Genomic DNA, 15,543 nt, shown 5'->3' on the forward strand with positions numbered 1-15,543 from the left:
GTCAGATCCCTGGGATGGTCGAGACGATCAGGTCGATGAGCTTGATGCCGACGAAGGGCACGACGATGCCGCCCAGGCCGAACACGAGGAGGTTGCGCCGCAGCACGGCCGTCGCCGACGCGGCCCGGAAGCGGACGCCCCGGAGCGCGAGCGGGATGAGGCCGACGATCACCAGTGCGTTGAAGACGACGGCGGAGAGGATCGCCGACTGCGGGGTCGCGAGGCCCATCACGTTGAGCCGGTCGAGCGAGGGGTAGGCCGCGACGAACATCGCCGGGATGATCGCGAAGTACTTCGCGACGTCGTTGGCGATGGAGAACGTCGTGAGCGCGCCCCGGGTGATGAGGAGCTGCTTCCCGATCTCGACGATGTCGATGAGCTTCGTCGGGTCCGAGTCGAGGTCGACCATGTTGCCGGCCTCCTTGGCGGCGGCCGTGCCGCTGTTCATGGCCACGCCCACGTCGGCGGCGGCCAGGGCCGGGGCGTCGTTGGTGCCGTCACCCGTCATCGCGACGAGCCGGCCGCCCTCCTGCTCGCGCTGGATATAGGCCATCTTGTCCTCGGGCGTCGCCTCGGCGAGGAAGTCGTCGACGCCCGCCTCCCGCGCGATCGCCTCGGCGGTGAGCGCGTTGTCGCCGGTGATCATCACCGTGCGGATGCCCATCGAGCGCAGCTCGGCGAACCGTTCGGACATGCCCTCCTTGACGACGTCCTTGAGGTGGATCACGCCCAGCACCTCGCCCGTGCCGGCGGCGTCCCTGCGCCCGATCACCAGCGGCGTGCCGCCCGCACGGGAGATGTCGGCGACGATCTCGCGCACCTCCGCCGGCTGCTCGGTGCCGAGCCAGGCGGCGATCGCGGAGCCCGCGCCCTTGCGGACCTGCGTGCCGTCCGACAGGTCCACCCCGGACATCCGGGTCTGGGCGGTGAACTCGACGAAGACCGCGTCGCGGGGCAGGTCCTGGTCGTCGGCCCCCATGCGGAGGGCCAGGTCGACCACCGACCGTCCCTCCGGCGTCTGGTCGGCGATGCTGGACAGGCGGGCGGCGTCGCGCAGCCCGCCCTCGGCCACCCCCGGGGCGGGCACGAAGCAGCTGGCCTGGCGGTTGCCGTACGTGATCGTGCCCGTCTTGTCGAGCAGGAGGGTGCTGACGTCACCGGCGGCCTCGACCGCCCGGCCGGACATGGCCAGGACGTTGACCCGGACCAGGCGGTCCATGCCGGCGATGCCGATCGCCGAGAGCAGCGCGCCGATGGTGGTCGGGATGAGGCAGACCAGGAGGGCGACGAGGACCACCACGTCCTGGGGTGCGCCGGACCAGGCGGCCATCGGGGCGAGGGTCGCGACCGCCGCCAGGAACGCCAGCGTGAGGCTGGCGAGCAGGATCGACAGCGCCACCTCGTTCGGGGTCTTGCGCCGCGAGGTGCCCTCGACGAGCGAGATCATCCGGTCCAGGAAGGTGTGGCCCGCGGCGGCGGTGATGCGGACGACGATGCGGTCACTGAGGACGCGCGTGCCGCCCGTGACGGCGCTGCGGTCGCCGCCCGCCTCGCGGATGACGGGGGCCGACTCACCGGTGATGGCGGACTCGTCGACGGACGCGATGCCCTCGACGATGTCGCCGTCGCCGGGGACCACCTCCCCGGCCTCCACGACGACGTGGTCGCCGACCACGAGGCGGGTGGCCGGGACCGCGGTCTCCGTCCCGTCCGCGCCGAGCCGGCGCGCGAGGGTGTCCGTACGCGTCGCACGCAGCGACGCGGCCTGCGCCTTGCCGCGGCCCTCGGCCACGGCCTCGGCCAGGTTGCCGAACACGACGGTCAGCCACAGCCAGGCGCTGATCGCGACGGCGAAGACGCTGGGGTCGACGATCGCCGCGACGGTGGTCGCGACCGAGCCGAGGAGCACGATGAACATCACCGGCGAGCGCCACAGGTGGCGGGGGTCGAGCTTGCGCAGGGCCTCGGGCAGCTGCTGGGCGCCCTGGGTCAGGAGGTTCATGCGAGGGCCTCAGCGATCGGTCCGAGTGCGAGCGACGGGAAGTAGGTGAGGCCGGTCATCACGAGGATGACGCCGACCAGCATCCCGACGAAGAGGGGCGTGTGGGTGGGGAGCGTGCCGGCGGTCGCCGGCACCCTGCCCTGCGCGGCGAGCGAGCCGGCGAGCAGGAGGACCAGGACGATCGGCACCAACCGGCCGAGGAGCATGGCCAGGCCGAGCGTGACCTGGAAGAAGTCCGAGGTGACGGTGAGGCCGCCGAAGGCGCTGCCGTTGTTGTTGGCGGCCGAGGTGAAGGCGTAGAGCACCTCGGAGAACCCGTGGCCGCCCGCGTTGCCCATCGCGTCGGACGTCGAGTCCCGAGATATCGCGACGCCGGTGCCGACGAGCACCAGGGCGGGGGTGGTGAGCGTGTACAGCGCGACGTAGGTCATCTGCCGGGCGCTGATCTTCTTGCCCAGGAGCTCGGGCGTGCGCCCGACCATCAGCCCGGCGACGAAGACCGCGAGGACCGCCATCACGAGGATGCCGTAGATGCCGGCGCCCACGCCGCCGGGGACGATCTCGCCCAGCATCATGTTGAGCATCGCGACACCGCCCCCGACGGGCGTCAGGGAGTCGTGGGAGGCGTTGACGGCTCCCGTCGAGGTCGCCGTCGTCGACACCGCGAACAGCGCCGAGGCCCACTCGCCGAAGCGGGTCTCCTTGCCCTCCATCGCCGCTCCGGCGGCCTGCGCGGCCGCACCCTGGCCGGTCACCTCGGACCACGTCGCCGCGGCGAGCGCCAGGCTCCACAGGACGCCCATCACGCCCAGGAACGCGACGCCCTGGCGGCGGTTGCCGAGCATCGTGCCGAGGGTGCGGGTCAGGGCCACCGGCGTCACCAGGATCAGGAAGACCTGGAGCAGGTTCGTCCAGCCGCTCGGGTTCTCGAAGGGGTGCGCGGAGTTCGCGTTGAAGAAGCCGCCGCCGTTGTTGCCCAGCTCCTTGATGGCCTCCTGGCTCGCGACCGGGCCGCCGGTGAGGACCTGTGGGTGGCCGGAGAGCGCCTGCATCATCGTGTCGCCGAAGCTCTGCACGACGCCACCGGCGACGAGCAGGACCGCCGCGACGAACGACAGCGGCAGCAGGATGCGGATCGTGCCGCGGGTGAGGTCCACCCAGAAGTTGCCGAGCGAGCCGCTGCGCGTGCGTACGAACCCGCGCACGAGCGCGACCGCGACGGCGATGCCCACAGCGGCGGAGAGGAAGTTCTGCACCGCGAGGCCCGCCATCTGCACGGTGAAGCCCAACGTGGACTCGCCGGCGTACGACTGCCAGTTGGTGTTGGTCACGAAGGACACCGCGGTGTTGAAGGACATCCAAAGACCGACGCCCGGCAGTCCACGGTCCATCGGCAGCGCGGCCTGGCAGAGCTGGACCGCCATCAGGACGACGATGCCGACGAGGCTGAAGCCGACGGCGCTCGCCGCGTACGACCGGGCTCCCTGCTCGGCGTCGGGGTCGACGCCGCTGAGGCGGTAGACGAGGCGCTCGACGCGCAGGTGCGAGGTGCTGGTGTAGACCCGCGCCATGTAGTCCCCGTAGGGCACGTACACCGCCGCGAGCAGCGCCACCAGCAGGGCGATCGTCAACACACCGCCGACGGTGTCGGTCACTGGAAACGCTCCGGCAGGACGAGGGCCGCGAGGACGTAGAGGGCGATGCACACCACGGCGACCACCAGCAGGCTGGACAAGAGGCTCATGCCGCGAGCGTCGTCCCGCCGGGCGGCCCCCGGGCCCGTCTTGTCGCCGTCCTAACGCGCCTTGACGGGCACTTGGCGCCGGCGCCCGCCCACGTCAGGGACGGGCGTGCTCGATCGCCTCCTCCTCCTCGGGCGAGAGCTGCTGCTCGCACGTCCAGGAGGAGATCGACTTGGCATAGGTGCGCGCCTCGCTGCGGCCGTGGATCGAGGTCAGCACGACCCCGTGGCCGGCGTCGTCGAGGACCGCGAGGCTCCAGCTCAGGTGGCCGCCCACGTCGCCGAAGGCGTCGTAGCGCACCACGGACAGGTGCCGCAGCGCGTCGGCGTTCTCCGCCTTGAGCGCGGCGACCTCCTGCCGCAGGCCGTGCACGTCCTCGGGCAGCGCGTCGACACCGGCACCGGTGGGCCGCGCGGCCGTACGTCGCAGGGCGAGCGCGGCGAGCACGCACGCCACGGCGGCGAGGACGACGGCGACGACGGGGACCACATCGAGCATGACCCGACCCTATGTTCGGCGGCTGGTCACGGCCCGGTGGACACGGCCGGGGATGACAGACTCCCCGGCGTGACTTCAGCACGGCGGATCGCCTACCAGGGGGAGCCCGGGGCCAACTCCCACCTGGTCTGCCAGCAGGCCTACCCCGACTGGGAGCCGCTGGCGTGCGCGTCGTTCGAGGACGCCTTCGCCGCCGTCGAGAACGGCGAGGCCGACCTGGCGATGATCCCGATCGACAACTCCATCGCCGGCCGGGTCGCCGACATCCACCACTTCCTGCCGACCTCGGACCTGCACATCGTCGGCGAGCGCTTCCTGCGCATCCAGTTCTCTCTGATGGCGCTGCCCGGCGCGACCCTGCAGTCGCTGCGCACCGTGCACAGCCACGTCCACGCCCTCGGCCAGTGCCGCGGCGTCATCCGCGAGCTGGGCCTGACACCCGTCGTCGCGGGCGACACGGCCGGCGCGGCCCGCGAGGTGGCCGAGTCGGGCGACCTCACGATGGCGGCGATCTCGCCGCCGCTCGCCGCCGACATCTACGGCCTCGAGGTGCTGCGCGAGGAGGTCGAGGACGAGGACCACAACACCACCCGCTTCGTGGTGCTCTCGCGCGACTTCGAGCAGGCGCCGGCGGGCGACGGGCCGGTCGTGACGACGTTCATCTTCAACGTCCGCAACCTGCCGGCCGCGCTCTACAAGGCCCTCGGCGGCTTCGCGACCAACGGCGTGAACATGACCAAGTTGGAGAGCTACATGGTGGGCGGGCACTTCACCGCCACGCAGTTCCTCGCCGAGGTCGACGGCCACCCCGACGACCCCGGGGTGCGCAACGCCCTCGAGGAGCTCGCGTTCTTCACCACCGAGGTGAAGGTCCTCGGCGTCTACCCCGCCGACGCCTTCCGCGACGCGTAGGACACACTCGAGCGGTGATCGACCTGCTCGTGGTGGCCCTCGCGTTCGGCGCCATCTTCGTCGTGGAGCTGCCCGACAAGACCTTCATCGCCACGCTGGTGATGTCGACGAAGATGCGCCCGCTCTTCGTCTGGATCGGCGTCGCGCTCGCCTTCCTCGTCCAGACGGGCGTCGCGGTCGGGGTCGGCACGGCTGCCTCGTTCCTGCCCGAGCAGCTGATCCACACCGTCGCGGCGCTGATGTTCGTCATCGGCGCGATCATCCTGTTCCGCGCGGCGCGGACGGCCGACGAGGAGGAGGCGGGGCAGGAGGACGAGTACGCCTCGCGCGCCGACGCGACCGCCCAGGGCTTCAAGGTCGTGGTGACGTCGTTCCTCGTGCTCTTCGCGGCCGAGTGGGGCGACCTGTCCCAGCTGCTCACCATCTCGCTGGTCGCGAAGTACGACGACCCGGTCTCGGTCTTCCTCGGCGCCTGGGGCGCCCTGCTCGCGGTGTCCGGCCTGGCCGTCATCGTCGGCCGTCTCCTGCTCCAGCGCATCCGGCTCAGCGTGCTCCACTACGTCGGTGCGGCGGTCTGCGTCTTCATGGCAGCCTTGACCGTGTGGGAGATGACACGCTGAGCGACCGGCTGGCCTCCGCCGTCCACGACCGCTACGTCGCGGTCAACGGCGACCACCCGATGACCGCCGCGGACGACGCCTACGTCCGTGAGCACTTCGTGCCCGCGACGGCCGAGGCGGTGCGCCTCATGCTCGACGGCCTGCTGCCGCTGCCGTCGTACCTGCTGAGCGACGGCACGCCGATGGTGCCGGCGGACCACGGCCTGCTCGCGGAGGTCGCCGGCGGCGTCGAGCGGCTCCACGACTGGTTCGTCGCGTTCTGGCCCGACGACCCCGCGACCGGCGAGGCCGAGTGGGGCCACTACCTCTCCGGGCAGTACGTCTGCCTCGAGGAGGTCTCCCCCGTCCGGATCAGGCAGAAGACCGAGCGCGTCGCGGAGGCGTCGGCCGCGGTCGAGCTGCTGCGCCGCGACCCGCACGACGAGATCGGCCGCGGGATGATCGGCGAGGCCGTCGACGGCGTGCTCGCCGTGCCGGGCCTCGACTCGCTCCTGCGGCCGATGACGGCGTACGACCGCCTGCGCTTCGGCGGCCCGACGGTGCGCGAGACCTGGGTCGACGGACCCCGCCGGGAGTTCCTCACGCCCGTCGCGCCGGTCTGGCCGCTGCGCACCGAGCGGCTGGTGCTGCGGCCCTTCGAGCCCGGCGACGCGGCCGCCCTCGCCGAGGCCTGGGCCGACGAGGACTACGCCAGCCTGCTCCTCACCCACACCCAGAACCCCTCCGAGGTCGCCGAGATGGTGCGCCGTCGCGCCGACCCGGGCGACGGGAGGTTCGTCGGCCTGGTCGCCGAGCACGACGGCGAGGTGGTGGGCGACTCGATCCTCATCCTCCAGGGCACCGGCCTCAGCGAGGGCGAGATCGGGTGGACGGTCCTGCCGCGCCACGCCGGCCGCGGGTACGCCACCGAGGCCGCCCGCGCCGTGCTGCGGATGGCCTTCAAGCACTACGGCCTGCGCCGGGTCGTGGCGAACCTCGACGCCCGCAACGACCGCTCCGCCGCCCTCTGCGAACGCCTCGGGATGCGGCGCGAGGTCCACCGGATCGGCGACTTCTGGTCGAAGGGGCAGTGGACGAGCTCGTACGAGTACGCCCTCCTCCGTGAGGAGTGGCGGGCGGCGGGGGGCTGAGGTCGCGCCGCCGCACGTGCGGCGGTCCTGGCCCCTCGCCGGCCGATCTCGCGACCACAACCGCCGCACGTGCGAGTGGGCTGTGGATGGCGGGCACTCCACCACCGCCGATGCGGCGACCATCGCTGCATGAGCTTCGACCCCCGGACGCCGTTCCTGCGCCGTGACGCGATCGAGGCCGGGGTGAGCCCGAGGACGCTGCGCGGACCGCGCTTCCGTGTCGTGCTGCCCGGCGCCTACGTCGCTGCGTCGACCGTGGTCACCCCGGTCGTACGCGTGCGCGCCGCGCTGCTGCCGTACGCCGGGGTGGCGTGGGCCAGCCACGCCTCGGCCGCCCGGGTGTACGACCTGCCCATCCCGACGATCGCGGACGAGCACGTCAGCGTCGCGCGGGCCGGCCTGCGGCGCCGTCACCGCGGCGTCCGGGCACACGTCGGAGGGGACGCGCCGGTCCGGGTGGTCGAGGGGGTCGTGGTCTCGGCCCCGGAGATGCTCTTCGTGGAGATGGCGGGCATGCTCACGCTCGTCGACCTCGTCATCCTGGGCGACGCGATGGTGCGACGACGGCTGGTCACCCCGCAGGACCTCCTGGAGTTCGCCGACGCCGTCCGGCACAAGGCCGCCGCGCCGGCGCGGCGCGCCGCGGCGTACGTCCGCGCCGGCGTCGACTCGCCGATGGAGACCCGGCTCCGGATGCTCATCGTGCTGGCCGGACTGCCCGAGCCGGAGGTCAACGTCGTCATCCGCGACGAGACGGGCGACGTCGTGCGCAAGCACGACCTCGGCTATCCCACGGCCAAGGTCGCGATCGAGTACGACGGCAAGGTGCACGTCCTCACCGTCGAGGCGTGGGAGGCCGACCTCGCCCGGCGCGACGCGAGCGACGACGCCGGCTGGCGCCTCCTGCCCGTCGTCAGCTCGGGGATCTTCCGCCGCCCGGAGGAGACCCTGCGCCGCATCCACCGCGTGCTGCGCTCGCGCGGCCTGCCGGGCGTACCCCTCCGGCTCACCGACGACTGGCGGGCGCACTTCCCCGGTCACGCCGACGCCGCCTGAGCACGTGCGGCGGTCATGGCCGTCGATCGGTCCGGACGGGGACCACATCCGCCGCACGTGCGGCGGCAGGGTCCAGCGATAGAGTCCGCGGCATGGCAGAGACTCCCCACGGGGCTGACAGCGAGGTCGGCCGCCTGGCCACCGTCATGCTCCACCGCCCCGGCAACGAGCTGAAGCGGCTGACGCCCCGCAACAACGACCGCCTGCTCTTCGACGGCATCCCGTGGGTGAGCCGGGCGCAGGAGGAGCACGACGCCTTCGCCGAGACGCTGCGCGAGCGTGGCGTGGAGGTCCTCTACCTCACCGAGCTGCTCACCGAGACCCTCGAGAGCGAGCTCGCCCGCAACCATGCGATCACGAGCGCGCTGTCGGGGCTGCACCTCGGCGACACCATGCGGCGCTACCTCGCGTCCGCGCTCAAGGACCTCGCGCCGGCCGAGCTGACCGACGTGCTGACCGCCGGCATCCGCAACGACGAGGTCAAGGGCGGCCACGGCCTGGTCACCAGCCTGCTCGACCCGCACGACTTCCTCATCGACCCGCTGCCCAACCTGCTCTTCACGCGCGACTCCAGCGTCTGGGTGCGCGACCGCGTCGCCGTCACCAGCCTCGCGATGCCGGCGCGCAAGCGCGAGACCCAGCTGACCGAGCTCATCTACACCGAGCACCCGCGCTTCGCCGGCACCCGCAAGATCCACGGCTGGCACAACGAGCACGTCGAGGGCGGCGACGTCCTGCTGCTCGCGCCCGGCGTGATCGCGGTCGGGGTGGGCGAGCGTACGACCCCGGCGGGCGTCGAGCGGCTGGCGCGTCAGGTCTTCCACGCCGGCCTCGCGCACAGCGTGCTGGCCGTGCCGATCGCGCAGGAGCGCGCCACGATGCACCTCGACACCGTCTGCACGATGGTCGACGTGGACAAGGTCGTGATGTACCCCAACGTCGCCGACACCCTTCGCGCCGTCACCGTGACGCTGGCCGACCCCGGGTCGGGCGAGTCCGACCTGACGCTCGCGGTGAGCGAGTCCGAGCCGTTCCTCGTCGCGGCGGCCAAGGCGATGCAGATCGACACCCTGCACCAGATCGACACCGGCCTCGACCCGGTCACCGCCGAGCGCGAGCAGTGGGACGACGGCAACAACACCCTGGCCCTCGCGCCGCGGGTGGCCGTGGCCTACGAGCGCAACGACGAGACCAACGACCGGCTCGAGGACGCCGGCATCGAGGTCGTCCGGATCGCCGGGTCCGAGCTCGGCTCGGGTCGCGGCGGTCCGCGCTGCATGAGCTGCCCGATCGCCCGGGAGCCCCTGCACACCGACTGAGGGTCGATGTCGGTGAACACCCGTTGACCGAAAACCCATCACCCGGTCGGCGCTGGCTCGTTGTCGGGGCATGACCGACTCCATCCTCGACGCCCTCGACCCCGCGGACGCCCGGCGCGTGGTGGCCGCGGGTCGCGCGCTGACGCTCCCCCAGGGCTGGTCGCCCATCGCGGAGAGCACCCCGGCCGACAAGGCCTACCTCATCACCGACGGCGAGGTCTCGGTCCGCAGGGGCGGCGTCGAGATCGCGACCCTGGGTCCCGGCGCGGTCGTCGGGGAGGCGGCCATCGTCAACCGCACCCTGCGCTCGGCCACCGTCGTCGCCCTGACGCCGCTGCGGGTGGTCCACTTCACCAGCGACCAGCTCGAGGAGCTCGCCGACGAGGTGCCGGCCTTCGGGGCGGCGCTGCGCGCTGCCGCCGCGGGACGCTCGTCCGGGGGCTGACGCCCGTGCCCGGCCCGGACGGCCCGGACGCCGCCGACGACGCGGGAGGCGTGCCAGGCGTGGACGAGGCGGGCGGCGGGCTGCCCCCCGACGTCGCCGACGCGATGGAGGCCTTCCTGCTCGGCCAGGCCCCGAGCCTGACGCGGGTCCAGGTCGCCGAGCGCGCGGGCGTGCCCCTCGACCTGGCCGTCACGCTGTGGCACCAGCTCGGCTTCCCGCACCACGACGACGAGGACGTCGCCTTCACCGAGGGCGACGTCGAGGCGCTGCGGCTCACCTCCGACCTGGTCCGGATCGGCATCCTGCCCGCGGACTCGCAGGCCGCGCTGGTCCGCACCCTGGGTCGCAGCTTCGCCCGGCTCGCCGAGTGGCAGACCACGCTCCTGGCCGGCCTCGCCGTCGAGGGCGAGGACCCCGGGTCCGCGGCGACCCAGCTCGCCACGGACGTGCTGCCGCGCGTGGAGTCGCTCCAGGCGTACGTCTGGCGCCGGCACCTCGCGAACGCCGCGCAGCACCTCCTCGAGGACGCCGGCGGGCTGACCTCGAGCGAGTCGGTGCTGTCGGTCTGCTTCGTCGACATCGTCGGCTACACGACCCGCAGCCGCAGCCTCGACGGCACCGAGCTGGTGCAGTGGGTCGACGCCTTCGAGCAGGACACCACGACGCTGGTCGTCGACCACGGCGGCCAGGTCATCAAGACCATCGGGGACGAGGTGCTCTTCACCGTCGCCGACCCCGCGTCCGCGGTCGCCGTGGCGATGGCGCTCACGGCCCGCGGTGACGACGAGGACGACGCGTTCCCCCGGGTGCGCGCCGGGATCGCGCACGGACCGGTGGTCCGGCGCCTCGGCGACGTCTTCGGCTCCACCGTCAATGCGGCGTCGCGGCTCACCTCGGCCGCCCGCCCCGGCTCGGTCCTCGTCGACGCGGGGTTGCACGACGCGCTCGCGACGGACGGAGACGACGACCCCTGGCGCTGGCGGCGGGTGCGCCGCGTCTCGGCGAAGGGGTTCACCGACCTCGCGGCCTGGCGGGTGCGCGAGCACCTGCGCGCGTGAGACGCCCCGGGCTCAGCGCTCGGCGTCGACCAACCGGGCGAGCTCGGTGCGTGAAGCGACGCCCACCTTGCGGAAGATGTTGCGCAGGTGGCTCTCGACCGTCTTGGTCGACAGGTAGGTCCGCCGGGCGATCTCGGGGTTGGTGAGGCGGTCCACGACCAGGTCGGCGATCTCGCGCTCGCGCGCGGTCAGCGCCGCCAGCCCGGCGGCACCGCTCCCGACGGTCGTACGCCGGTGCGGGCGTCGGCCCACCCGCCCGAGCTCGCGCTCGGCCTCGTCGCGGAACCGCACCGAGCCGCACGCGTCGAGGACCTCGGCGGCCTCGGTCCACAGGACGACCGCGCCGCCCTCGTCCCCCAGCGCGTGCCGGGCGCGGCCCGCGAGCACCCGGGCCCGGGCCGCGTCGACCCGCGCGCCCGCCCGGTCGGCGTCCGCTGCCGCGGCCAGCGCCTCCTCGACCGCACGCGCGTGCTCGCCGGCGGCGTGGGCGCAGGCCGCCTGCGCGCGGTGCGCGAGCGCGCTCGCGAACGGGAGCCCGACCGCCTCGGCCCTGGCGCTCGCGCGGGCAGCGGCCGCCTCGGCCGAGGCGTGGTCGCCGAGCGCCAGGTGGGCACGCACGGCGGTGTCGAACAGGTAGGTGCGCCAGCCGCCCGGGATGCCGTCGAGCCCCGGACCCCCGCACCGGGCGTACAAGGTCTCGAGGGCGGCCTCGGGGCGACCGCGCTCGCACTCGACGAAGGACAGCACCGCGCCGGCCCACGTCGTGATGACCGAGTCCGCGCGGCTCTCGGCCAGCGTCAGGCTCTCCTGCGCGTGGCCGAGCGCCTCGTCGAGGCGACCGGCGACCGCCTGCGCGAACGCGAGGTTGAACAGGCCCCACGCCGTGGTCTCGGGACGGCGGGCGGCCCGCGCCGCCTCGACCATGGCGTCGCAGTGCCGGACGGAGTCCTCGACGCGCCCGGCCACCCACAGCGCGGTGCCGTAGGCCGGGCCCAGGGTCGGCATGACCCACAGGTCGCCCGCGGCACGCGCGTACGCCAGGCCGCGGGCGGCGTGCTCGATGCAGTCGTCGTAGCGGTCGAGGTAGAGCTCGGCTCCCGTGATCCCGCCGAGGACGTCGAGGCGCCGGACGTGGTCCTCCTCGGTCAGCGTGGGCAGCACGGCGAGGGCGGACCCGAGGTGTGCCTGCGCGGTGGCCGTCTCCCCGCCGAGGGCATGGGCGAACGCCGCCGCGGCGTGGGCCGCGGCCGACAGGACGGGTCGCTGGAGGCGCTCCGCCTCGGCGACGGCCGCGGACGTCCACGTCCCCACGGCGCCGGCGTCGCGGTCGTAGAAGGCGTCCATCACCATCGCGATCATCACCGACACCGCCAGCTCGCCGCCGTCGAGCCCCTCCAGGGTGCCCACGAGGCGGGCGTGCGCGTCGGCGTACCTGCCCAGCCCCTGCTCGATCGCCACGCAGGTCAGCGCCAGCTCGACCCGGCTCTCGTCGTCGGACGCCAGCCCGAGCGCCTCGACCGCGGCGTCGAGGGCGGCCTCGGGCCGGCCGAGCGCGGCGAGCAGGGGCGGGAGCCGGCGCACCAGCCGGAGCCGCGGCTCGCGACCCGCCGCCGCGGGCAGCAGCCGCAGCGCCGCACGCAACCAGCGCACCGCCGTCTCCGGTGCGCGCCCGGCCGTGAGGGCCGCCGCCTCGGTCAGCACGTCCACCGCCACGAGGTCACCGGGCCGGGCGGAGTGCTCGAGGTGGCCGGCCAGGTCGGGCGCCGGCGCGCCCAGCTCGGCGAGCCCGGCGGCGCACCGCTCGTGCAGCACGAGGCGCCGACCCGGCGGCAGCGCGTCGTAGACCGCCCGGCGCACGAGCGGGTGGCGGAACGCGAACTGCCGTGGGACGTCGCCGCTCTCCACGATCCCGCGACGCACCAACCGGTCGATGAGGTCGTACGCGCTCTCGTCGTCGACCTCGGCGACCCAGCCGACCAGGTCCAGCCCGAACGGGTCCCCGACGACCGCGGCCGCCTCGGCGAAGCCGCGGGCCGGACCCGAGCGGTCGAGCTCGGCCAGGATCGCCTGCGAGATCGCGGGCGGCAGGCCGTCGGCCGCACCTCCGAGGCGGGTGGTCGCCCCGGAGAGGGTCAGCAGGTAGAACGGGTTGCCGCCGGTGACGCGGTGCAGGTCCGCGACGGAGTCACCGTCGCCGACCCCCATCAGCTCGGCGGTCTGGGCCGCGTCGAGCGGCTGCACCTCGACATACCTCGCGGTGCCGTCGTAGACCGCACGCGCGACGTCGGCGGCCAGGTCGGCGTCGACCTGGCGCGGGCGGTACGCACCGACGAGCAGGACGCGGGCGCGGCCCGGGCGGCGCAGCAGGTAGCCGAAGAGCTCGAGGGACGACCGGTCGGCCCAGTGGAGGTCGTCGAGCACCAGCACGAGCGGTCGCCGGCGCGAGAGGACCTCGAGCACCGAACGGATCGCGGCGTAGCCGTCGACGCGCTGCTCGGGGGTGCCGGCACGGCGCCCTCCCGTCGCATCCGGTGCGTCCGGTGTCGCTGGGACGTCGAGCGAGGGCAGGAGGGCGGCGAGCTCGACGCGGTCGGCCGCGGTCAGCTCGTCGAGGAGGTCGCCGTCCAGCGAGCGCAGGTGGGCCTCGAGCGCGTCGACGAACGGCCCGAGCGGACGCTCCTCGAACTCCGAGGCGCGACCGGTGAGCACCAGGCCCCCCAGCTCCTCGACCCGCGCCCGGAGCACGCTGAGCAGGAAGGTCTTGCCGATGCCGGGGTCGCCCGCGACGACGGCCGCCGAGCCCTCCCCGCGGAAGGCCTCCTCGACGGCACGCACCAGCGCGCGGAGCTCAGCCTCCCGCCCGACGAGATCCGTGCGCGCCACGCGTCCCCCTCCCCGGACTCGGCCGGGACTCAGGATAGGGCGATCCGGCGCCGGCGCCATGCCCCAGCCGAGGTACGCCGCGCGGTCCAGGGTGCGGTTCAGGGTGCGGATCAGGGTGTCCGCCCGATGTGGTGGGGACGCCGCGCCGACAGCCTCGTCGTCATGCCCGAGTTCCGCCTCTGCCACCACCACACGCCCGACGAGTGCGGCGCCGCCGTCGCCTCCTGGCGCGGCTCCACCAGCCCTCTGCGGGGGCGCCCGGCGACCGCGTCCTGCGCGTTCGGCGGTCACCACGTCTGGTGGGACGTCGAGGCCGACGACCGGGAGGCGGCGCTCTCGCTGCTGCCCGGCTTCGTGGCACACCGCACCGAGGTCGTGCGCGTCACCGCGCTCGACATCCCCTGACCGCACCACCGACCGAGGAGTCCTCCCATGCCCGTCCCGCACACCACCCTGTCCCACCCGGCGTCCCACCCGGCCCTCGTCGGCATCCTCGGCAAGGCCGGTCGTGCCACCGACCGCTGAGCAGCTGCGCCCGCTGGGGGTCGCCGCCGGACTGGTCCTGTGCGCCTCGCTGGCCGTGCAGGGCTCGGCCGTGCTCTCGCACGCGATGTTCGCCGACCTGGGGGCCGGCGGCGTCTCCGGCCTGCGCTTCCTGCTCGCGGCCCTGCTCGCCCTGGTGCTCGTACGCCCGCGCTGGCGCGGACGCGACCCCGCCGCGTGGGCGTGGATCGCGGTCTACGGCACGGTCATCGCGGTGATGAACCTCGCGATGTACCGCTCGCTGGAGCACCTGCCCCTGGGCGTCGCGGTGACCATCGAGCTCTGCGGGCCGCTCGCGCTCGGGGCGACCCGGCTGCCGCACCCGGCCCTGCGGGTGTTCCCGGTGGTCAGCCTGGCCGGCCTGGTGCTGGTCGCGCGCCCCGGGGGCGGCCTGCCGCTCACCGGTCTCGCCCTGGCCGGCTGCGCCGCGCTCGGCCTGGCGGCGTACGCCGTCGTGGCGGAGCGGATCAGCGCGACCTCGGACGGCAACGGCTGGGAGGAGCTCGCCCTCGCGCTGGTCGTCGCGGCGGCCTGGACCCTGCCGCTCACCGCGGGGTCCCTGCCCGACGTCGAGGCCGGTCACCTGCCGCGTCTCGCCGTGGCGGCGGCGTTCGGGGTGCTGCTGGCCTTCGGCCTCGACTTCCTCGCCGTGCGCGTCAGCTCGGCGCGCGTGGTCGCGGTCCTGCTGTCCTTCGACCCGGTGCTGGGCGCCGTCCTGGGGTGGCTGTTCATGGCCCAGGACCTCGGCACGCCGACGCTGCTCGGGATCGCCCTCGTGGTCTCGGCGGGCGTCGTCACCTGCGGCCTGCACGGAGCGGCGGCCGGGGGCTCACACGGCGGCGCGCGGCGCGTACATGATCACGGCGACGCCGACGAGGCAGATCAGCGCCCCGGCGACGTCGTAGCGGTCGGGGCGGAAGCCGTCGGCGACCATGCCCCACGCGAGTGACCCGGCGACGAAGACACCGCCGTACGCCGCGAGGATGCGCCCGAAGTGGGCGTCCGGCTGGAGCGTCGCGACGAAGCCGTAGACGCCGAGCGCGATGACGCCGGCTCCGATCCAAAGCCAGCCCCGGTGCTCGCGCACGCCCTGCCACACGAGCCAGGCGCCGCCGATCTCGGCGAGGGCGGCCAGGGCGAACAGGAGCAGGGACTTGGCGATCAGCATGCGCCGAGTCTCGCAGCGAGGACCGTTCGGCGTGGCCGGCATGCCCGGGGACGTGAAAGCCCGGTCGTTGTTGACGGGGGAAACAACAACGACCGGGCGATGACGAATCTACTCCGCTCGTGAGCGCACGCACAACCATTGGCCCGGTTGTGTTCGAAGCGTGGAGC

Annotated in this window: 14 protein-coding genes; 9 read left to right on the forward strand and 5 right to left on the reverse strand. The window is 73.8% G+C overall.

Annotated elements, in window-relative coordinates:
* Position 1: 1 nt before the first annotated feature.
* The 3 genes from kdpB to F4692_RS06720 form a co-directional block, all read right to left on the reverse strand.
* Positions 2-2,002, reverse strand: a complete 2,001-nt coding sequence (gene kdpB / locus F4692_RS06710) for a potassium-transporting ATPase subunit KdpB (protein WP_179618794.1) — start codon at positions 2,000-2,002, stop codon at positions 2-4.
* Complete coding sequence (gene kdpA / locus F4692_RS06715) at positions 1,999-3,657, reverse strand: potassium-transporting ATPase subunit KdpA (protein WP_179618795.1); 1,659 nt, start codon at positions 3,655-3,657, stop codon at positions 1,999-2,001. Before kdpA ends, kdpB begins: the two co-directional genes overlap by 4 nt.
* 183 nt (positions 3,658-3,840) lie before the next feature.
* Positions 3,841-4,242 (reverse strand): DUF4446 family protein, encoded by a 402-nt coding sequence (locus tag F4692_RS06720; RefSeq protein ID WP_179618796.1) that lies wholly within the window; start codon positions 4,240-4,242, stop codon positions 3,841-3,843.
* Between the two features lie 69 nt (positions 4,243-4,311).
* Here F4692_RS06720 and F4692_RS06725 point away from each other — a divergent pair, with 69 nt between their 5' ends.
* From F4692_RS06725 to F4692_RS06755, 7 genes are all read left to right on the forward strand, one after another.
* On the forward strand, positions 4,312-5,154 hold the full coding sequence (locus tag F4692_RS06725; protein WP_179618797.1) for a prephenate dehydratase: 843 nt from the start codon (positions 4,312-4,314) through the stop codon (positions 5,152-5,154).
* A 14-nt stretch (positions 5,155-5,168) separates the two neighbouring features.
* Positions 5,169-5,774, forward strand: coding sequence for a TMEM165/GDT1 family protein (locus tag F4692_RS06730; RefSeq protein ID WP_308645182.1), 606 nt, complete (start codon positions 5,169-5,171; stop codon positions 5,772-5,774).
* On the forward strand, positions 5,756-6,904 hold the full coding sequence (locus F4692_RS20680; protein WP_218858171.1) for a GNAT family N-acetyltransferase: 1,149 nt from the start codon (positions 5,756-5,758) through the stop codon (positions 6,902-6,904). Before F4692_RS06730 ends, F4692_RS20680 begins: the two co-directional genes overlap by 19 nt.
* A 129-nt stretch (positions 6,905-7,033) precedes the next feature.
* Positions 7,034-7,960, forward strand: a complete 927-nt coding sequence (locus tag F4692_RS06740) for a hypothetical protein (RefSeq protein WP_179618798.1) — start codon at positions 7,034-7,036, stop codon at positions 7,958-7,960.
* 92 nt (positions 7,961-8,052) lie between these two features.
* Positions 8,053-9,279, forward strand: coding sequence for an arginine deiminase (locus F4692_RS06745; protein WP_179618799.1), 1,227 nt, complete (start codon positions 8,053-8,055; stop codon positions 9,277-9,279).
* A gap of 70 nt (positions 9,280-9,349) precedes the next feature.
* The gene (locus F4692_RS06750) at positions 9,350-9,724 is read left to right on the forward strand and encodes a cyclic nucleotide-binding domain-containing protein (RefSeq protein WP_179618800.1); all 375 of its coding nucleotides are present in this window, start codon (positions 9,350-9,352) and stop codon (positions 9,722-9,724) included.
* A gap of 5 nt (positions 9,725-9,729) precedes the next feature.
* A complete protein-coding gene (locus F4692_RS06755) occupies positions 9,730-10,782 on the forward strand; it encodes an adenylate/guanylate cyclase domain-containing protein (RefSeq protein WP_308645183.1) in 1,053 nt (350 codons plus the stop codon).
* A 12-nt stretch (positions 10,783-10,794) separates the two neighbouring features.
* Here F4692_RS06755 and F4692_RS06760 read toward each other — a convergent pair whose 3' ends face one another.
* A complete protein-coding gene (locus F4692_RS06760) occupies positions 10,795-13,665 on the reverse strand; it encodes a helix-turn-helix transcriptional regulator (RefSeq protein WP_179618801.1) in 2,871 nt (956 codons plus the stop codon).
* 162 nt (positions 13,666-13,827) lie between these two features.
* Here F4692_RS06760 and F4692_RS06765 point away from each other — a divergent pair, with 162 nt between their 5' ends.
* Both F4692_RS06765 and F4692_RS06770 read left to right on the forward strand, forming a co-directional pair.
* A complete protein-coding gene (locus tag F4692_RS06765; protein WP_179618802.1) occupies positions 13,828-14,070 on the forward strand; it encodes a hypothetical protein in 243 nt (80 codons plus the stop codon).
* Between the two features lie 103 nt (positions 14,071-14,173).
* A complete protein-coding gene (locus F4692_RS06770; protein WP_179618803.1) occupies positions 14,174-15,157 on the forward strand; it encodes an EamA family transporter in 984 nt (327 codons plus the stop codon).
* Here the strand turns inward: F4692_RS06770 and F4692_RS06775 are convergent.
* Positions 15,038-15,376, reverse strand: coding sequence for a YnfA family protein (locus F4692_RS06775; protein ID WP_179618804.1), 339 nt, complete (start codon positions 15,374-15,376; stop codon positions 15,038-15,040). The genes F4692_RS06770 and F4692_RS06775 overlap by 120 nt on opposite strands.
* Positions 15,377-15,543: the final 167 nt, after the last annotated feature.

This window comes from Nocardioides cavernae (assembly GCF_013410035.1).
Lineage (GTDB): Bacteria > Actinomycetota > Actinomycetes > Propionibacteriales > Nocardioidaceae > Nocardioides > Nocardioides cavernae_A.